At 33.9% G+C, this 15,817-nt stretch carries 21 protein-coding genes; 8 read left to right on the top strand and 13 right to left on the bottom strand.

Annotated elements, in window-relative coordinates:
• Nucleotides 1-37: 37 nt before the first annotated feature.
• The gene (locus D0817_RS18920) at nucleotides 38-439 is read right to left on the bottom strand and encodes a glyoxalase (protein ID WP_127339928.1); all 402 of its coding nucleotides are present in this window, start codon (nucleotides 437-439) and stop codon (nucleotides 38-40) included.
• Between the two features lie 70 nt (nucleotides 440-509).
• On the opposite strand from D0817_RS18920, the gene D0817_RS18925 reads away from it, so the two are divergent.
• Together D0817_RS18925 and D0817_RS18930 are read left to right on the top strand one after the other, a co-directional pair.
• Nucleotides 510-893: an acyl-CoA thioesterase gene (locus D0817_RS18925; RefSeq protein ID WP_127339929.1), complete on the top strand. Its 384-nt coding sequence runs from the start codon at nucleotides 510-512 to the stop codon at nucleotides 891-893.
• Between the two features lie 52 nt (nucleotides 894-945).
• The gene (locus D0817_RS18930) at nucleotides 946-1,386 is read left to right on the top strand and encodes a hypothetical protein (protein WP_127339930.1); all 441 of its coding nucleotides are present in this window, start codon (nucleotides 946-948) and stop codon (nucleotides 1,384-1,386) included.
• Nucleotides 1,387-1,559: 173 nt separating this feature from the next.
• On the opposite strand, the gene D0817_RS18935 is transcribed toward D0817_RS18930, so the two are convergent.
• A complete protein-coding gene (locus tag D0817_RS18935) occupies nucleotides 1,560-2,816 on the bottom strand; it encodes a mechanosensitive ion channel family protein (RefSeq protein ID WP_127339931.1) in 1,257 nt (418 codons plus the stop codon).
• Entirely contained in the window at nucleotides 2,809-3,096 is a 288-nt protein-coding gene (locus tag D0817_RS18940) for a DUF3817 domain-containing protein (RefSeq protein WP_127339932.1), read from the bottom strand. Before D0817_RS18940 ends, D0817_RS18935 begins: the two co-directional genes overlap by 8 nt.
• 103 nt (nucleotides 3,097-3,199) lie before the next feature.
• Between D0817_RS18940 and D0817_RS18945 the strand changes: the two genes are divergently transcribed.
• The 4 genes from D0817_RS18945 to D0817_RS18960 all read left to right on the top strand — a co-directional run bounded on the left by D0817_RS18945 (nucleotide 3,200) and on the right by D0817_RS18960 (nucleotide 8,170).
• On the top strand, nucleotides 3,200-3,730 hold the full coding sequence (locus D0817_RS18945) for a DUF6155 family protein (RefSeq protein ID WP_127339933.1): 531 nt from the start codon (nucleotides 3,200-3,202) through the stop codon (nucleotides 3,728-3,730).
• A 111-nt stretch (nucleotides 3,731-3,841) separates the two neighbouring features.
• On the top strand, nucleotides 3,842-5,380 hold the full coding sequence (locus D0817_RS18950) for a DEAD/DEAH box helicase (RefSeq protein WP_127339934.1): 1,539 nt from the start codon (nucleotides 3,842-3,844) through the stop codon (nucleotides 5,378-5,380).
• A gap of 110 nt (nucleotides 5,381-5,490) precedes the next feature.
• On the top strand, nucleotides 5,491-6,825 hold the full coding sequence (locus D0817_RS18955) for a DEAD/DEAH box helicase (protein WP_127339935.1): 1,335 nt from the start codon (nucleotides 5,491-5,493) through the stop codon (nucleotides 6,823-6,825).
• A gap of 85 nt (nucleotides 6,826-6,910) precedes the next feature.
• Nucleotides 6,911-8,170 (top strand): NAD(P)/FAD-dependent oxidoreductase, encoded by a 1,260-nt coding sequence (locus tag D0817_RS18960; RefSeq protein ID WP_127339936.1) that lies wholly within the window; start codon nucleotides 6,911-6,913, stop codon nucleotides 8,168-8,170.
• Nucleotides 8,171-8,385: 215 nt separating this feature from the next.
• Here the strand turns inward: D0817_RS18960 and D0817_RS18965 are convergent, their stop codons facing one another.
• Entirely contained in the window at nucleotides 8,386-9,615 is a 1,230-nt protein-coding gene (locus D0817_RS18965) for a multidrug effflux MFS transporter (RefSeq protein WP_127339937.1), read from the bottom strand.
• A 144-nt stretch (nucleotides 9,616-9,759) separates the two neighbouring features.
• Between D0817_RS18965 and D0817_RS18970 the strand changes: the two genes are divergently transcribed.
• Nucleotides 9,760-10,179, top strand: coding sequence for a hypothetical protein (locus tag D0817_RS18970; protein ID WP_127339938.1), 420 nt, complete (start codon nucleotides 9,760-9,762; stop codon nucleotides 10,177-10,179).
• Nucleotides 10,180-10,268: 89 nt separating this feature from the next.
• Nucleotides 10,269-10,652, top strand: coding sequence for a hypothetical protein (locus D0817_RS18975; RefSeq protein ID WP_127339939.1), 384 nt, complete (start codon nucleotides 10,269-10,271; stop codon nucleotides 10,650-10,652).
• 20 nt (nucleotides 10,653-10,672) lie between these two features.
• Here the strand turns inward: D0817_RS18975 and D0817_RS18980 are convergent, their stop codons facing one another.
• The 9 genes from D0817_RS18980 to D0817_RS19020 all read right to left on the bottom strand — a co-directional run bounded on the left by D0817_RS18980 (nucleotide 10,673) and on the right by D0817_RS19020 (nucleotide 15,815).
• Nucleotides 10,673-11,095, bottom strand: coding sequence for a helix-turn-helix domain-containing protein (locus tag D0817_RS18980; RefSeq protein ID WP_127339940.1), 423 nt, complete (start codon nucleotides 11,093-11,095; stop codon nucleotides 10,673-10,675).
• Nucleotides 11,096-11,746: 651 nt separating this feature from the next.
• The gene (locus D0817_RS18985) at nucleotides 11,747-12,154 is read right to left on the bottom strand and encodes a hypothetical protein (RefSeq protein WP_127339941.1); all 408 of its coding nucleotides are present in this window, start codon (nucleotides 12,152-12,154) and stop codon (nucleotides 11,747-11,749) included.
• A 127-nt stretch (nucleotides 12,155-12,281) separates the two neighbouring features.
• Nucleotides 12,282-12,509 carry a hypothetical protein gene (locus tag D0817_RS18990; RefSeq protein ID WP_127339942.1) on the bottom strand — a complete coding sequence of 76 codons (228 nt, stop codon included), beginning with the start codon at nucleotides 12,507-12,509 and terminating at the stop codon, nucleotides 12,282-12,284.
• Complete coding sequence (locus D0817_RS18995) at nucleotides 12,502-13,359, bottom strand: hypothetical protein (RefSeq protein WP_127339943.1); 858 nt, start codon at nucleotides 13,357-13,359, stop codon at nucleotides 12,502-12,504. The genes D0817_RS18990 and D0817_RS18995 overlap by 8 nt, the downstream gene beginning before the upstream one ends.
• A gap of 5 nt (nucleotides 13,360-13,364) precedes the next feature.
• Nucleotides 13,365-13,886: a hypothetical protein gene (locus tag D0817_RS19000; protein ID WP_127339944.1), complete on the bottom strand. Its 522-nt coding sequence runs from the start codon at nucleotides 13,884-13,886 to the stop codon at nucleotides 13,365-13,367.
• Nucleotides 13,887-14,043: 157 nt separating this feature from the next.
• The gene (locus D0817_RS19005) at nucleotides 14,044-14,589 is read right to left on the bottom strand and encodes a hypothetical protein (protein WP_127339945.1); all 546 of its coding nucleotides are present in this window, start codon (nucleotides 14,587-14,589) and stop codon (nucleotides 14,044-14,046) included.
• Nucleotides 14,582-14,779, bottom strand: a complete 198-nt coding sequence (locus D0817_RS19010) for a hypothetical protein (protein ID WP_127339946.1) — start codon at nucleotides 14,777-14,779, stop codon at nucleotides 14,582-14,584. The genes D0817_RS19005 and D0817_RS19010 overlap by 8 nt, the downstream gene beginning before the upstream one ends.
• A 16-nt stretch (nucleotides 14,780-14,795) precedes the next feature.
• The gene (locus tag D0817_RS19015) at nucleotides 14,796-15,197 is read right to left on the bottom strand and encodes a hypothetical protein (RefSeq protein WP_127339947.1); all 402 of its coding nucleotides are present in this window, start codon (nucleotides 15,195-15,197) and stop codon (nucleotides 14,796-14,798) included.
• A gap of 111 nt (nucleotides 15,198-15,308) precedes the next feature.
• Nucleotides 15,309-15,815: a hypothetical protein gene (locus D0817_RS19020; RefSeq protein WP_127339948.1), complete on the bottom strand. Its 507-nt coding sequence runs from the start codon at nucleotides 15,813-15,815 to the stop codon at nucleotides 15,309-15,311.
• Nucleotides 15,816-15,817 lie beyond the last annotated feature (2 nt).

The raw sequence follows: 15,817 nt of genomic DNA on the forward strand, positions 1-15,817 counted from the left end.
ACTTGAAACCTGAAACCTGAAACCTGAAACAAAAAAACTACCCCGCCTGCACTTCAAACAACTGCACCTGGCTTTTCAAACGGTCGATCAGTAAATTCATCATTCTTTTGTTCAGGCTTGATGAATTCTGAATATAGGTATTGTATTCTTCAACAGTAAAAAGCGCTATTGCCATTCCTTTAAGGGAATTTCTGAATTTAATGTCTTTCTGGATTGAATTTTCGATGGTTTGTAATTTTTTTTCAACGGTATACGAATAGAAATCGGCTTTGTTTTTATTGGCATAGTTGATAAAAGCGGCGATAAAGAGGTCATTCTGAAGTTTTAAAACCGGTCGGATCGTCTGATTTTGGAACAACTCATCTGCCGAAGACTGAGCACTTACAGTTCCTAAAGTTTCGCCTCTGAATTCTTTTAAAAAAGTGTCTCTGTCTGTCATGTTTTTTCTTTAAAATTAAAGAAAAAATCCCATAGTAAAAACCTATTTTTGTTTTATATAAAATAAAAATATGCGATTTCATACCAGAAAGTGGGTTAAGCCTCAGGACTTAAATCCAAACGGAACTTTATTTGGCGGACATTTATTGTCCTGGATTGATGAAGAACTGGCATTGTACAGTATTATTCAGTTGCAGAATCAAAAGGTGGTGACCAAATACATGTCAGAGATTAATTTCAAAAGTTCCGCCAGACAGGGAGACATTGTTGAAATCGGAATTGATGTGGTAAAATTCGGCAACACTTCCCTGGTACTCAAATGTGCCGTGAGAAACATGATGACACGTGAAATTATTATTACAATTGACAACGCTACAATGGTCAATTTAGATGAAAGCGGCAAACCGCTCGCACACGGAAAAACACAAATTGAATTTGTAAAAGACCGTTTGTAAACGTTAATGCTTCTTTAAGCGTAAATTGTTTTAAAAAACAACAAAAGTAAAAATGCAAAAAGTCCTTACAACTATACTTTCGTTTATCCTCTTCATTATTATATTTTCCTGTAATTCCAAAGAAGGAAAAGAAAAATACCAAAGGGCTTTATACCGTGCCGTGAATCAAAAAGACACTGCCATTCTTGAAATCAATATAAACGACAAACGTTTTTTTGGCCGATATGAAATCTCGCATTATGGAGTAGGGAAGGACTCCGGAGAGGTACGTGGGGACATAAAAGGCGATACTTTACGCGGAGATTACCATTACCTGACTTTCGGAGGAAGCTGGAAAAGAGTGCCGTTAGCGCTCCTGAAAAAAGACAGTAAATTATTTTTGGGAAAAGGGGTGGTGGGAACCTATTTTAATCTTCCGTGTTTTGTTCCGGACGTTCCCATAGAATACCATAATTCAGCCTTCATCTTCGAAGAAATCAAAACTGAAAAATAAAAATAAACCATATAAGGGATTTAAGTTCATGTAAGTTTTATTTTATATGCACTTAAATTACTTATATGGTAAAAAAATATTCCAATGGGTCAATTAAAACTAAGAAACAAACCACACAGCCAGTTTAAAGCAAAGCTTAAATGAACTCAAATGATTTATATGATAAAAAAAAATCAATCCAATCGGCCAATTTGCGATGGCAGTTCAAATATATCGAGATCAAAATAGATCACTGAAGCCATTACATGATCAAAGATATCGGCCATGATGTATTCGTAGTTTGCCCACCGTTTATCACTTGAAAAAGCATAAATTTCCAAAGGCACTCCGTGTTCTGTTGATTGTAACTGACGGCACATGATATGCATATCCTTATTCAATCCCGGATGCGTTAACAAATACTGCATGATATATTTTCGAAACAGGCCCAGATTGGTCATATTTCGGCCATTTAGAGCCAGTGATTTATCAATTCCCCGCAAATCGTTGTATTTTTCAATTTCAGCCTGCCTGCTTTCTATATAGGAACTGATAAGCTGCACTTTTTTCATCAGATTCAGATCTTCGTTATTTAAAAAACGAATGCTGCTGCTTTTTATCAAAATGTGCCTCTTAATACGACGCCCATCCGATTTTTGCATACCGCGCCAGTTCTGGAAAGAATCGGAACTCAAAGCATAGGTTGGAATCGTGGTAATCGTATTGTCAAAATTTCGGACTTTTACTGTCGTGAGGTTAATTTCGATGACATCTCCGTCCGCGCCAAATTTATCCATCGTAATCCAGTCGCCAATTCGGACCATATCATTTATGGCCACCTGTACGCTGGATACAAATCCAAGAATAGTATCCCTGAAAATTAAAATTATAATAGCTGAAAGCGTTCCTAAAATAGTTAACAGTTCGCCTTGCTTGATACCGAATAATTTGGATATAATAATGGCAACACCAAATATCCAAAGGATAATCATGATAACCTGAACGAAACTGTCGATAGGTTTGTCGCTGTATTCCGGTTTCTGTTTTAAATAATCGCGCAAAGAATTAAAAATCGTACGGACAATCCATAATCCAAGCAAAACAATATAAACACCTACTATTTTTCCAAAAATCAGTTCCCAGTATTCATATTTGTCCAAAATCACCGGAACCGCTTTGTAAATAAAGAAAAACGGAATTAAATAAGCCGTATATCGGGTGGTTTTATTCTGAATCAGGTAATCATCAAATTTTGTTTTGGTACGTTGTGCAAAAACAGCCGTCAACGTCACCAGCAGAAATTTGGCGGCATAATAAATAATATACGCCAGGGCGATTAAAATGGCAATATTGAAAATCAGGCTGAAATAAGATGCAAAATTACGGCTCATGCCCCAATCCCTGAAAACCGGATACAAAAAGTTAAATATTTTATCCAAAAACTTATGCATTAGTCTCTAAGTATTTTTTCTCGATGTAAAAAGTTCCAAACGGAATAAGGGAAGCGATTAAAATGATTCCAAAAGTTTTTAAATCCCAGTTTTGAGATTTTTTCAGTAAAAAAGCCAGTACAATATACCCAATAAACAATACGCCGTGCGTCATTCCTAACGGACGCAATAAAGTATGATAAAGTTCCGGATTGTTGGTTTTAATAATAAGCATATTAGCAAATAAAACTAAGTATGAGATTCCTTCTAAAATTGCTGTAACTTTAAAAATCTTGAGCATGTATTTATTTTTTGAGTTTATAGCCGCAAAATTAAGTATTATCGACGGCATTTTGAGTATGAATGCCAAAAGTAATTTACTTTTGTAATCTTAAACTTTGATAATGAGTAAGCGCGATTTAAAAAAATATTTAGCCCAATTAAATAAAGAACAGCTCGAGGAACAAATTATCGAATTGTACGAAAAATTTAGTCCGGTAAAAGTCTATTATGATTTTGCCTTTAACCCGAAAGAAGATAAACTTTTGCAGGAATGCAAGGTGAAGATATCACATGAGTATTTCCCCATTAAAAAGCCCGGTTCAAAATGGCGTCCGAAAGCAAAAATGCGCCGCTCTGTGGCTCAAAAATATATCAAACATTTTATTTCACTTGGAGTCGATCCATTTGTCATTGCCGACGTCATGTTGTTTAACCTCGAAATTGCCCAGACCTTCTCGTCTCAAAACTTCATAAAGCAGGAATTGTTCTACAAAAGCATGCTTAATTCTTTTGAACAGGTCGTAAATTTTACCATTTCAAACGGAATTTTAAATGAATTTAAGGAAAGAATACTGGCTGTTGAACAACAAACAATTCAACAAAAATGGAAAAACAGGTATGATTTTGAAACAATTTTAGACAAAATCACCTAATTAAAACACTTCCCTTAAAAAATCTTATTAAAAAGAATCATTTATTTTAGGTTAAAATAAGACGAATAACTGTTTTTTAGGTGTACTTTTGCAAAAATCCAAAAATTTACAATGTCTCAAAACACTTTAGAAATAGAAAGAGAAGAGAAAAAAGAACTTTATGCATACCAAAAAGGCGACATTGACGCCATTTTTGATCGTTTAGACAATGCTCCAGCTCAACATCATTTATTATATCAACTACCAACCGGTGGAGGAAAAACAGTTATTTTTTCCGAAATCGTTCGTCGTTATTTAGCTAATAATGACAAAAAAGTAGTGGTATTGACGCACCGCATCGAACTTTGTAAGCAAACTTCAAAAATGCTGAAAGGTTTTGGTGTTTCTAATAAAATAATCAATAGTAAGGTAAAAGAATTACCGGATCAGAACGAGTTCTCTTGTTTTGTGGCCATGGTTGAAACTTTAAAAAACCGTATCAATGATGAAAAATTACATCTGGATAATATCGGTTTGGTTATTATTGATGAGGCGCATTACAATTCATTCCGTAAATTATTAAACTCATTCAAAAATGCCTTTATTCTTGGAGTAACAGCAACACCTTTGAGTTCGAATATAAAATTACCAATGCACCAAAGTTATGATGAACTTATTGTAGGAGATACAATTAGTTCCTTAATTGACAAAGGATTTTTGGCGCGTGCTACAACCTACAGTTATGATGTGGGCCTAACCTCACTGAAAGTAGGTATTAACGGGGATTATACCGTAAAATCATCAGACGATTTATATACGAATACCATCATGCAGGAAAAACTGCTGCATGCTTATACAGAACGTTCATTAGGTAAAAAAACACTGATTTTCAACAATGGTATCCATACATCTTTATATGTATATGAAACCTTCAGGGAAGCCGGTTACGATATCAGACACCTGGATAACACCAGCAGTGCCGAAGAACGTAAGGATATTTTGCAATGGTTCAAGAAAACTCCCGATGCGATTTTAACTTCGGTTGGAATCTTAACCACTGGTTTTGATGAACCTACTGTGGAGACTATTATCTTAAACAGAGCGACGAAATCATTAACTTTATACTATCAGATGATTGGTCGCGGATCTCGTAAATTACCTGGTAAAGATGAGTTTACAGTGATTGATTTAGGAAATAATGCCGCACGTTTTGGATTGTGGAGCGAGCCGGTTAACTGGCAGCACATTTTTAAATCACCGGAATTTTATTTAGAAAATCTTCGTGATGATACTGAAATCGAATTGTACTTCAAATACAGCATGCCACCGGAATTACGTGCCAAATTCAGTAAAACTGCCGACGTTACTTTTGATGTGGATGAAGAACACAAACTTATTATTAAACAAAATTTACGTTCTAAAGTGGTATTAGACAAATCATTAGAGCAACATGCCGCAATGTGTGTGGATAATACTGAAACGTTACAAGAAGCTAAATCTCTTGGTAAAGAACTGGATGATGATATCGAATGCCGCATCAAGCGTTATGCAAAGTGCCTGAGCCAGTGCAGTAAAAATTACCGCGAATGGCTTGTCGACGATTATAAATTAAAAATGGTTCTGCTAATCGGTAAAAAATACCGTGAGAAAATCATGAACGAGCCGGATTGATCCCAGAAAGAGTAAAAAAGTTTCAGGTTTCATGTTTCAGGTTATTGGAAGCTACATCTGACTTGAAACATCAAACCTGAAACAAAAAAAAATAATAACAAAAACAAAAAATGTCTAAACCATTCTCAGCATTAGGAATTTCAGCACCCATTTTAAAAGCGTTAAGCGAATTAAACATTGTTGAACCAACAGAAATTCAACAAAAAACAATTCCGCTTCTTTTAGCTGAGACTCATGACGTAGTAGGTTTAGCCAAAACAGGAACCGGTAAAACAGCAGCTTTCGGATTGCCTTTACTGCAATTAATCAATACAGAATTACCAATTGTGCAGGCCATTATTCTGGTTCCTACCAGAGAACTTGGACAGCAGATTTTTAGAAATTTAGAAGATTTCGGAAAACATATTCCAAATATCTCCATTGCTTCCACTTGTGGCGGTATTCCAATAAAACCGCAAATAGAACGCCTTACACAGCCCACTCATATTGTGGTTGCGACTCCGGGACGTTTAATTGATTTGATTCAGCGTAAAGCCATCGATTTAAAACAAACTGAATATTTGGTTTTAGACGAAGCCGATGAAATGGTTTCTATCCTAAAAGAAAGCCTGGATGAGATCGTCGCTGAACTTCCTAAAAAACACCGCACTTTATTATTCTCCGCTACTTTGCCGGGAACTATCAAACAATTGATTCAGAATTACTTAGACAAAAATGTAGTTCAGGTGAGTGCGAATATGGAAACAGTTGGAAACCAAGGAATCGATCACGAATATATTGTTGTGGATCCGATTGAAAAACTGGATGTTTTAATGCATTTCCTAAACTCTAAGGAAGGCGAGCGAGGTATTATCTTCTGTAAAACCAAAGCCGCAGTCAATAAACTGGCTAAAAATCTTGCCATAAACCGTTTTTCTTCAGGAGCGTTGCACGGTAGTTTATCACAGGGAATTCGTGACAGAATCATGGAGCAATTTCGTGAAGGACACATTAATATTCTTGTTGCTACAGATTTGGCTGCCAGAGGAATAGACGTAAAAGAAATTTCGTATGTTGTGAATTACCATTTGCCGGATACGTATGAAAATTATGTACACCGCAGCGGAAGAACAGCAAGAGCAGGAGCAAAGGGACTGTCCTTAACAGTGCTGCAAGAGGAAGAAACAATTGAAATTCCGGAATTTGAAAAAGAATTAGGGATTAAATTCACTAAGTTTCAGAAACCTTCCGTAGTAAGTTTAGAAGAAAATAATACACTATTGTGGGCGAAACAGATTTTTAAAACAAAGCCCAACCAAGAGATTTCTGCCGATTTAAAAACAAAGGTAAAAACCGTTTTTCACCATTTAACAAAAGACGAACTGATCGAGAAATTGTTAGCCAATTACGTTTTGCAAAACAAAATCGATATAGTGGAAAAACCTGTTAAAAAATTCAAAAAGTAACTTCCAATGACTTTGTAACTGTTAAATTATGTTGTACTTTTAAGGTGATTTAAAAGAAAATAATCTTATTCGTAAAACAATATATATGAAAATAGTCATTATTGGAGGTGGTTTTGCAGGTTTGAATCTCGCGAAAGAACTTGTTGATCAGCCTCAGATACAAGTAACGCTTGTAGACAAGAACAATTATAATTTTTTTCCACCACTTATATATCAGGTCGCCACCGCTTTTTTAGAACCTTCAAGTATCAGTTATCCGTTCAGGAAATTTTTTGCAGGTAAGAAGAACCTTCAATTTCGTCTTGGCGAATTGGTTTCTGTAGTTCCTGCAGAAAATAAAATAGTGCTGAACAACGGAGAGCTTACCTATGATCATCTTGTTTTTGCCACAGGTGCCGAAACAAGTTATTTTGGAATGGAAAACGTAATGAAAAACGCTATTCCGATGAAAACCTTAAATGATGCCATCGAAATGCGAAATACACTGCTTAAAAACCTTGAAAAGGCAGCAATCACCAAAGATATTCGTAAACGCCGTAAATTATTAACGATTGTTGTGGCCGGTGGGGGACCTACCGGAGTGGAAGTTTCGGGAATGTTTGCCGAAATGCGAAAAAATATTCTGCTGAAGGAATACCCCGAACTGGAAACATCGGCAAGTAATGTTTATTTGGTCGATGGAGGAGATGCTTTATTGGCTCCAATGAGCGAAGCTTCCCAAAAAGATACTTTAGAGGCACTTACCAAATTGGGTGTTGTGGTGAAATTACACAGCCGTGTTACCGATTATATTGATGATACCGTACATTTCGAAAATGGCGAAACCATCAAAACCAAAAACTTAATTTGGGCTGCAGGAGTTTCAGCTAAGATTTTCGACGGAATTCCAAAAGAAAGTTATGGCCGTGGCCGTCGTATGGCAACGGATCAGTTTAATAAAGTAAACGGTCTCGAAAATATTTATGCCATTGGTGATACCGCAATTTTAGCCGGAGATGCAAAATTTCCTGACGGACATCCGCAGGTAGCACAAGTTGCCATTCAGCAGGGACTTAACTTAGCTAAAAACTTTAAAGCAGTTATTAAAAATAAGCCTCTTAAACCTTTTGTTTACAATGACAAAGGTTCAATGGCGATTATAGGAAAAAACAAAGCAGTGGTAGATTTACCAAGTCCAAAATGGCATTTCAAAGGATTTTTTGCCTGGATTATCTGGTTGTTTATCCACCTGATTTCGTTAATAACGTATCGAAACAGAATTAACACTTTTTATAACTGGATGGTCGCCTATTTTGCAAGTGATCAGTCGCTTAGAATGATTATCAGACCGGATAAAAGAAGTTAGAAAAATAAATTTTCAATTTTTTAAAATTCCAAAATCCAAACGTGTTATGGAAATTGAATGCATAAAAGCCAGAATTTAATAATTCTGGCTTTTTCCGTTAACATTTGTTATTTCAATCAAAGATATATTTAAAATTACAAGTCACCAGAGTTGGAATTTGGACTCGAGCGCCAGCGAACAGGCGAAGCAATTTTTTAAAAATTGGAATTTAACTTTTAATGTCCAGCCAAAACATCATCATTTTCAGAGACTTCTATTTTATCCTTAATAAAACGTTTACCGACATTTAAAACAACAAAAGCAATAATCGTAGTTGTTGTCATAATCAAAACCATTGGCGCTACGGAATCTTTTACAAAAACTCCCACAGCAAACGAAGCCAAAGCGCCCAATCCTAACTGGATAGCGCCCATTAAAGCGGAGGCACTTCCTGCATTTTTAGCAAAAGGAGCCATAGTAAGCCCGGCAGTATTTGGATTTGAAATTCCCAAACAGCCCAGGAATAAAAAAAGCATTATTATAGTTTCATATAGTCTTAGCAGACCATTGAGGGAAAGAATAAGAAAAACAATACTAACGACAGATTGCAGAATTAAAGCTGCAAAAATCATTTGTTCACTCGAAAACTTCTTCAGCAAAAGTGAATTCAACTGACTTGAACCAATAAAACTTACCGACATAAAGGCGAAAATCCAGCCGTACGTTTTAGCATCGACATGGTAGATATCCATAAAAATTATAGGGGAGGCCGCTACATAAGTAAATAAGCCGGAAAAAGCAATTGAACCCGTAAAAGCGTAGGTATAAAACTGCGGTTCCTTAAGCACCTTGAGAAAGTTAGAAATGATTGGTTTCGGTTTTAAAGAAATTGAAGGATCCGGCTTGTAACTGTTCGGTAAACCAATTTGCGAAGCAATTAAAACAGCAATTCCCATAAACATCAGTATCAAAAAGACAATGTGCCATCCGTAATCTTCTGTTACATAACCGCCAATTGTAGGCGCTAGCATTGGCGAAAGACCAAGGACAAGCATCAATAAAGAAAATACTTTCGGAATGTCTTTCACCGGAAATAAATCCCTGACCATCGCTACAGAAGCTACTGTAGCAGCACAGCTTCCGACAGCCTGAATAAAACGTAAAAAGATAAAGGAATCAATATCGCTCACATAAACGCACCCCAATGAAGCAAGTATATAAATCATCAAACCTATAAACAATGGTTTTTTGCGTCCAAAACGATCTAGTAAAGGTCCGTAAAGAAGCTGTCCGGCAGAAATTCCAATAAAATAACTTGATAAACTCATTGAAACTTTAGCTACAGTCGTATGAAGGTCTTTTGCAATACCTGAAAAACCAGGCAAATACATATCGATCGAAAAAGGACCAAGTGCTGTTAAAGAACCTAAAATAAGAATAAGTTTGATGTATCTTTTTGTTGTCATTTTCTTAAAACTTTGCTTTTTATTTCGTGCAAAGATAAATATTTAGTACCTTGTTATAGATAATAATCACTTTTAATATAAAAAATGGTTATTATGTAAGTTTTCAAAAATGTTTTGAAACTTTAAACCTTAAAATTTAAATTTATGAAAAAATTCGCCTTATTATTAGCTCTGACTTTTACAACAATTTCATTTGCACAATCTATTACAACAAAAATTGAAGATGCAAATGCTGACCAATATGCATTACTTGAAATGGTAAATAAATATTATCCGGACATTACCCTAAACAAGTCCGTTACCAATTTTTATGCTGATGGTAAAATCATCGATACACAACAGGAATTTAATTTGACGACTTCAAAATTTTCAAGCTATAAATTAGGAATCGAACCAGATAATAAAAAATTATTATTTGAATACGTTTCAGATGAAACCGGAAAAGTTTGGGGAGATGTTCAAATATTTAAAGGAAATGCTCTAAGAACAACTTTCTCTGAAAAAAATAATGAAATCAATGTTTCGCTAAACGGAAAATCAGTTTACCTGAAAAAAATCAAGTAATATTTCTTTTGAAACACGAGAAAGCATCACGAAAGTGATGCTTTTTTCTTTTATATTTGAAATCCAATTATTCTAAAGTTTTCCTTCCAATGAGAAAAATTATCCTGTTTATATTATTTATTTCTTTTTCAGCATATTCCCAAACCAATCAGTTTAACGGAACCTGGAGTAATGAAAATTGTAAAAGCTGTAGTAAGGAATATATTTTAAATTTGAATATAGCACAGTCCAACAATAAAATTTACGGAACCGCTGAAGTGACCAGCAAAGACGAAAAACTAAATTCCGGAATTATGGAAATTACCGGATACGTTTATGTTCTTGGAGATAAAGCACAGATTACAATAAAGACAAAAGACGGAGCTTCAGCCACTGCGGTTTTACTTGTCAATGACGGCGTTATACAGTTGAGCAAAAGAGGCGGATCTGATCTGATTCCAAAAGAAGCGATTCTGACGAAGTTATCCGAGTAGAAAAGCTACCAACCTTAAGACTATTTCTCCCGAATCAATTTCTCCAATCTGTCTATCATTTCCTTTTGCTGTTCAAGCATACGCTCGTAAAGCTCGACCATTTTATCTAAAGGATTGAAGGTACAATTGAAGTTTGCCTGCGCAGAATCTGTAAAAGTACTCGCAACAGCACTATCGTGGAAAGTATTTGCTATGAAATTAATTGCAGAATCTTCGTCAAAATTCTCGATAGCCTTAACAGGCACTTTAAGAATTTTAGCAACCTGGTCTAAAATATCATTTTCAATCAATTCTTTCTGCTCCAAAAGAGAAATTTTCTTTTGATTCCAGTCATCACCCAATTCATAGGCCAGGGCTTCTTGTTTTATACCCAGCATTTCACGGAAACGCTTTATATTTCGACCTTGATGTATTTTCTTTTCTAGCATATTAGTATTTATCATAAATGTCAAATATAAGATTTTTACCTAGAATAATTAAGCGATATTGAAAAGAATACTTTAAAGTAATTTTTTAATTGTACTATTGCAATCGCATTCTTGTAAAAAAACTTTGGTTGATGTTAGTACCCATTTCAAGAAGAATGACTCTCTTCAAATAGAGAAACATCATTTAATGAGTATTTTTTACAAACTGAAAGATGGCATTTGTTTCAAATGGATTTTTCGAAAGGCGCGTTTTAGAAACGGTAGAAAAGAAATAGCACCGCAAGGTCGTGTCTTTACTATACCAATCGAGATAGTCGAATGTCATCACTGTAATTCTTGCGAACAATAGTAACAAGAATGCTTAGAGTAATGTTCCATCATTACTCTTTTTTTTGTTTAAAAATTTAATTTAAAATTACTTGTATAATTCGGGTAAAGTGTATACAATTACAAAATGAAAGTTCTATGATAGAAAGGAATAACAAAGCGTTGAAACCCAAAAATTTAATAGCTTCAAAATCTATATAACATGAACTATAATTTATAATTAGCAAAATAAACCGTCCAATAATTATAAATAAATTGTTAATAAGTACAAAAAAAATATTTGGAACATAAAAAAACCCCGTTTTATTGGGGTTTATTTATTAGAATTTTTAATAAATTTTATTCAGCAGACATTAAAGAATAAGTCAATATTTGCGACAAAGCAAGAGAATAAGCGGAAAGAATAGGAGCATCCCAGAGATTCAACTGATATTTATATTTTTCTTCTAATTGAGAATCACCAATAGGAATACACAAATAATATCTATTACCCCATCCTAAAGAATGAGCAATAACCATTATACAAGATGTTTTTTTAGTTCTATCATTGGTTAGAGACTGAAAAAGAAAATCATAATTGGAATCAGTATAGTGATAAACCTCAGTTAAAGAATAACCTTTTTTTAAATCCAAACCCTTAGAAATTGTCTCAGCATAACCCTTAGTAACATAATTATATTCCTCTACAGTAGTCTGAGAATAAGACAAAGAAAAAGTCAAAAGCAATAATAAAGTAATTTTTTTCATAAGATTTATTTTTGTGGGTTTATAGTTATTAAAGTTTTTCAAATATAGTGCCAATAATTTTAATTTCACTTTGTCAATTGTTATAAAAGAATAAATAATTATACCTTAAAAAAAAAACCTTTGTAATTCAATACAAAGGTTTATCTATTACAAAATCATTACAATATTGGCGAGAAATATATTTACCTGTTTTTCGGTTATAAATATTGATATAGTGATAATCAAATCCGATATCTTTTAACAACCAATTATGCAAATAAAATATAGACTTGCAAAACTCTATTTTAATAGGCTGAATGTTTTTGTCTTTATTAAAAGCAGTACAACTGTAAGGCGTTGGAGTAGTATTAGCCATAAATATTTGTGATTTGAACCTCTACATCCTGCAAGATATTTTTAATTTTAAAACCACCATTTACACAAACAAACGTGTCAATATCAAATTCACCTTTAGTTATTACACTTGTAGAAGCGTCTATATAATTAACATAAAGCCAAAATTCATTGGTTCTAATATCGCTAAATATAAAAATACTTAAACCATACGGATAAGATGATTTTTGAGTAGTCACTTTTACATAATAATCACCAAACTGAACAATATTACCGTTATTCTGAACAGGAAAAGTATAAGTTCCTGCATAACCATTAATAACATTACCAGGAGGTTGACCTTGAAAATAAAGGTTATCAATATCGACGTGATTCCTATAAGTAGAATGCAAAGCAGTATAAAACTTATTATCTCCCTGAATAGTACCAAGTTTAAGCATTGAATAAACCCTATCATCAACAGCATAGCCAGAACCTTGCATCCAACGACCGTCTAACCTAAATTGAGGGAGTTTATACTCCTTTAAATATCTTAAAGGTTTAGTCTGGAAATCACTAAAGTTTGAAATTTGTATTCCAGAAATAAGACCAGCAGAAGAAACAGATAAAAATATTTCAGTATAAGCAGTAGCAAAATGATTTTCAGGAATAACGTTTAAATCAACATTACCCATATCATTGATAACCGACAACATAGAAACACTATCATAATTAAGCAACGACACACCATTTACACGCTTATTATCGATATATAACGATAATATGAAAAACGGTGTTTCAATATCTTTTACAAGATAACCCTGTTCATCATAGTAAGGGATTTCTTTGACTTTGACAGCATAGCTATCGTCAATATATTGTATAAAAGCCATATCTTTTAATTAAATAACGGAACTGTTTTTAATTCCGAAGTTGATAAATATTTTTTTAAATCAGCCTTCAAATCGCGTCTTGTAATAACATAATAAGCAGCAATAACTAAAGGAACTGTAGTTGGTTGTTTAACTTTTAACAACTCATTAATTGTCTCTTTTTCATTTTCGAAATTAGACATAGGCTCAGTTAACCAGGTATACCAAGGAGAATTTTTTGTTTGCTTATTTGTTCCTAACCATACAGCCAAAGACTCTGCAATATCATGAACTTCTTTACGAGGTGTAATTTTATTTAATTCAATTTCTTTCGTAATTGGGTTAGAAACTGCAATTTTTAAATCCTTTTCAGAATCTTCCAAAGCCTTTTCCTCAGCATCCTGAGCAAATTTATCGTACCACTTTTTTAATAACGGATAACACACTATAATACCAACAAGCAAAAGCCAGTATTTTTGCAGAAAGTCAAAGAGCCAAACTGTATTGGCTTGGCTCTTTGTTCTATTATTTATTTCTCTTTGAGCCATAATTATTTTTTCTTAAATAATTTATAAGCTAAGAATCCACCTAAAGCAACTAAGACAACATTTGCAATAGTTTTATTGTTTGCGTAAAAAAGTTTGATTTTATGTAACATTTTGTTTAAATTTTGAATTAATAATTTTTATCGTTTTGTACGTTTGTTTAGACTGTAACGCTGTAAACAGTATAAAAAAAAAGCAATACAGGAATAATCAAATAATTAAATTTGAAATTCTTTTTAGATGTTACTGTAACACTTGAAAGATTGTAATCCCCAATAATGTCAATTGCGTCCTGTATATCTGAATCGTTAATTAAATTATGATCTGGACTACATTCATGTTTAATAATTGCACGTGCAATCACTAAATAAAACTTTGCATCTACGATTTTGATTGTTTGGTCAGGGTCTAAACCAACAGCCTTTGCAATTAACTGGATATACTTTTGAGTATCATTTTCAAATGGAGGCGCATATTCAGTTATAAGCTTTCTAACCGTGTTTTTACCCTTATCAATATCATTTGTCAAATCTCGCAACATGGCACGGATACCAAATTTTATTTCTGTAAACTGCTCAAAATGTTTATCAGTATTCTGACTGTTTGGGATTTTACCCTGCCAAGCGATAGTAGTTATAACCAAGTTACCCGGATTGTTATTTCGTATACCTCTGGTCAAATCTTTTCGACCTAAAAAACTACTCATGTTCCTCTGAAATTAAAGTTTCAGTTTGAACGTGCAAAGGTCGGGCAGAAGCTTTAACATCCTCTTTTCCTAAATCAAGTTTTTCCAATTCATCAGATACAACCTGAATCCCTTTTAAAATAGCAGTAACTACTGCTCCATACTTAACGATAATACCAATTACCGATAAAATTGTTTTCAAACTTTTCATATTTTGTAATTTTTAATTAGTTAGAACGTAAAAAAGTACCAGCATAACCGCCGTTTTTAGCACGTGGATTGATTACAAATGCCATGCTATCAATTACGACCTTGCCACCGTTTTTTTGCATTGTACCCCAATGAAATGAAGTAACACCACTCTTAGTATTTGTAAAAGTACATGCGACAGAACCAAACCAGCCCTTTTCTGAAAGATTAGACTTAGAAGTAGTCACACATTTTATGGCAATTAATTCACCTTTGGATAATCTCCAACCAGTTGTTAAATGCTGTTCAATACCTTTATTAGGACCAGAAACAGGTGTATAAGTAGTAGCCTTAGCACCTGAATGTTTAGGAGCCTGATTATTATTGTTATTGTTATTATTCTGATTGTTTGAATTATAACTTTTTTTATTTTGTGCCATTAGTTTATAATGTTTTTAATTATTAATATTATTTCAGCCATTTTTTTTAATATAATTACAGCCGAATCTACCAAGAATACTAAAAGATAGATTCGATTGTAATTCCTTGGATTATCGTCTTTTAGCAACTCTCTGACCTGAATGATTATTGCCACGTCTTAGAAACCATATCAAAGCAATAAGACCAGCAACAGCACCAACAACAATTTTCCAATTTCTCTCAAACCAAACCTTAATAGTAGAACTTACTACAGTAGCACCGATTTGACCGCTATTTTGGATGATACCAGAACTTAAACCATCGTTAACACCTGTAACAATAGCTTTACCGAAAATATTAGCACCAGCACCAGCGACAGCACCTGAAGCATCAGCCAACTGTTGCTTTAACTGTTGAGCCTTGATAGCCCAAGCATTAGCCTCATCAACTTTACCCTCCGCTAAAGCTCTTTTTTCCTGTTTATTAGCTTCAACAGCGTCCGTAACTTTTTCAATAGCTTGCTGAGCAATACCACCAAAGCCCGGAACAAAACCTACGGCAGTAGTAGCAACTTTTACCAAGTTTTTGAAAGAAACATTTTTCTTTATTGCAGTTCCAATTTTTTTAAAAAAACCCATAA

This window comes from Flavobacterium cupreum (assembly GCF_003996965.1).
In the GTDB taxonomy this organism is placed as follows: domain Bacteria; phylum Bacteroidota; class Bacteroidia; order Flavobacteriales; family Flavobacteriaceae; genus Flavobacterium; species Flavobacterium cupreum.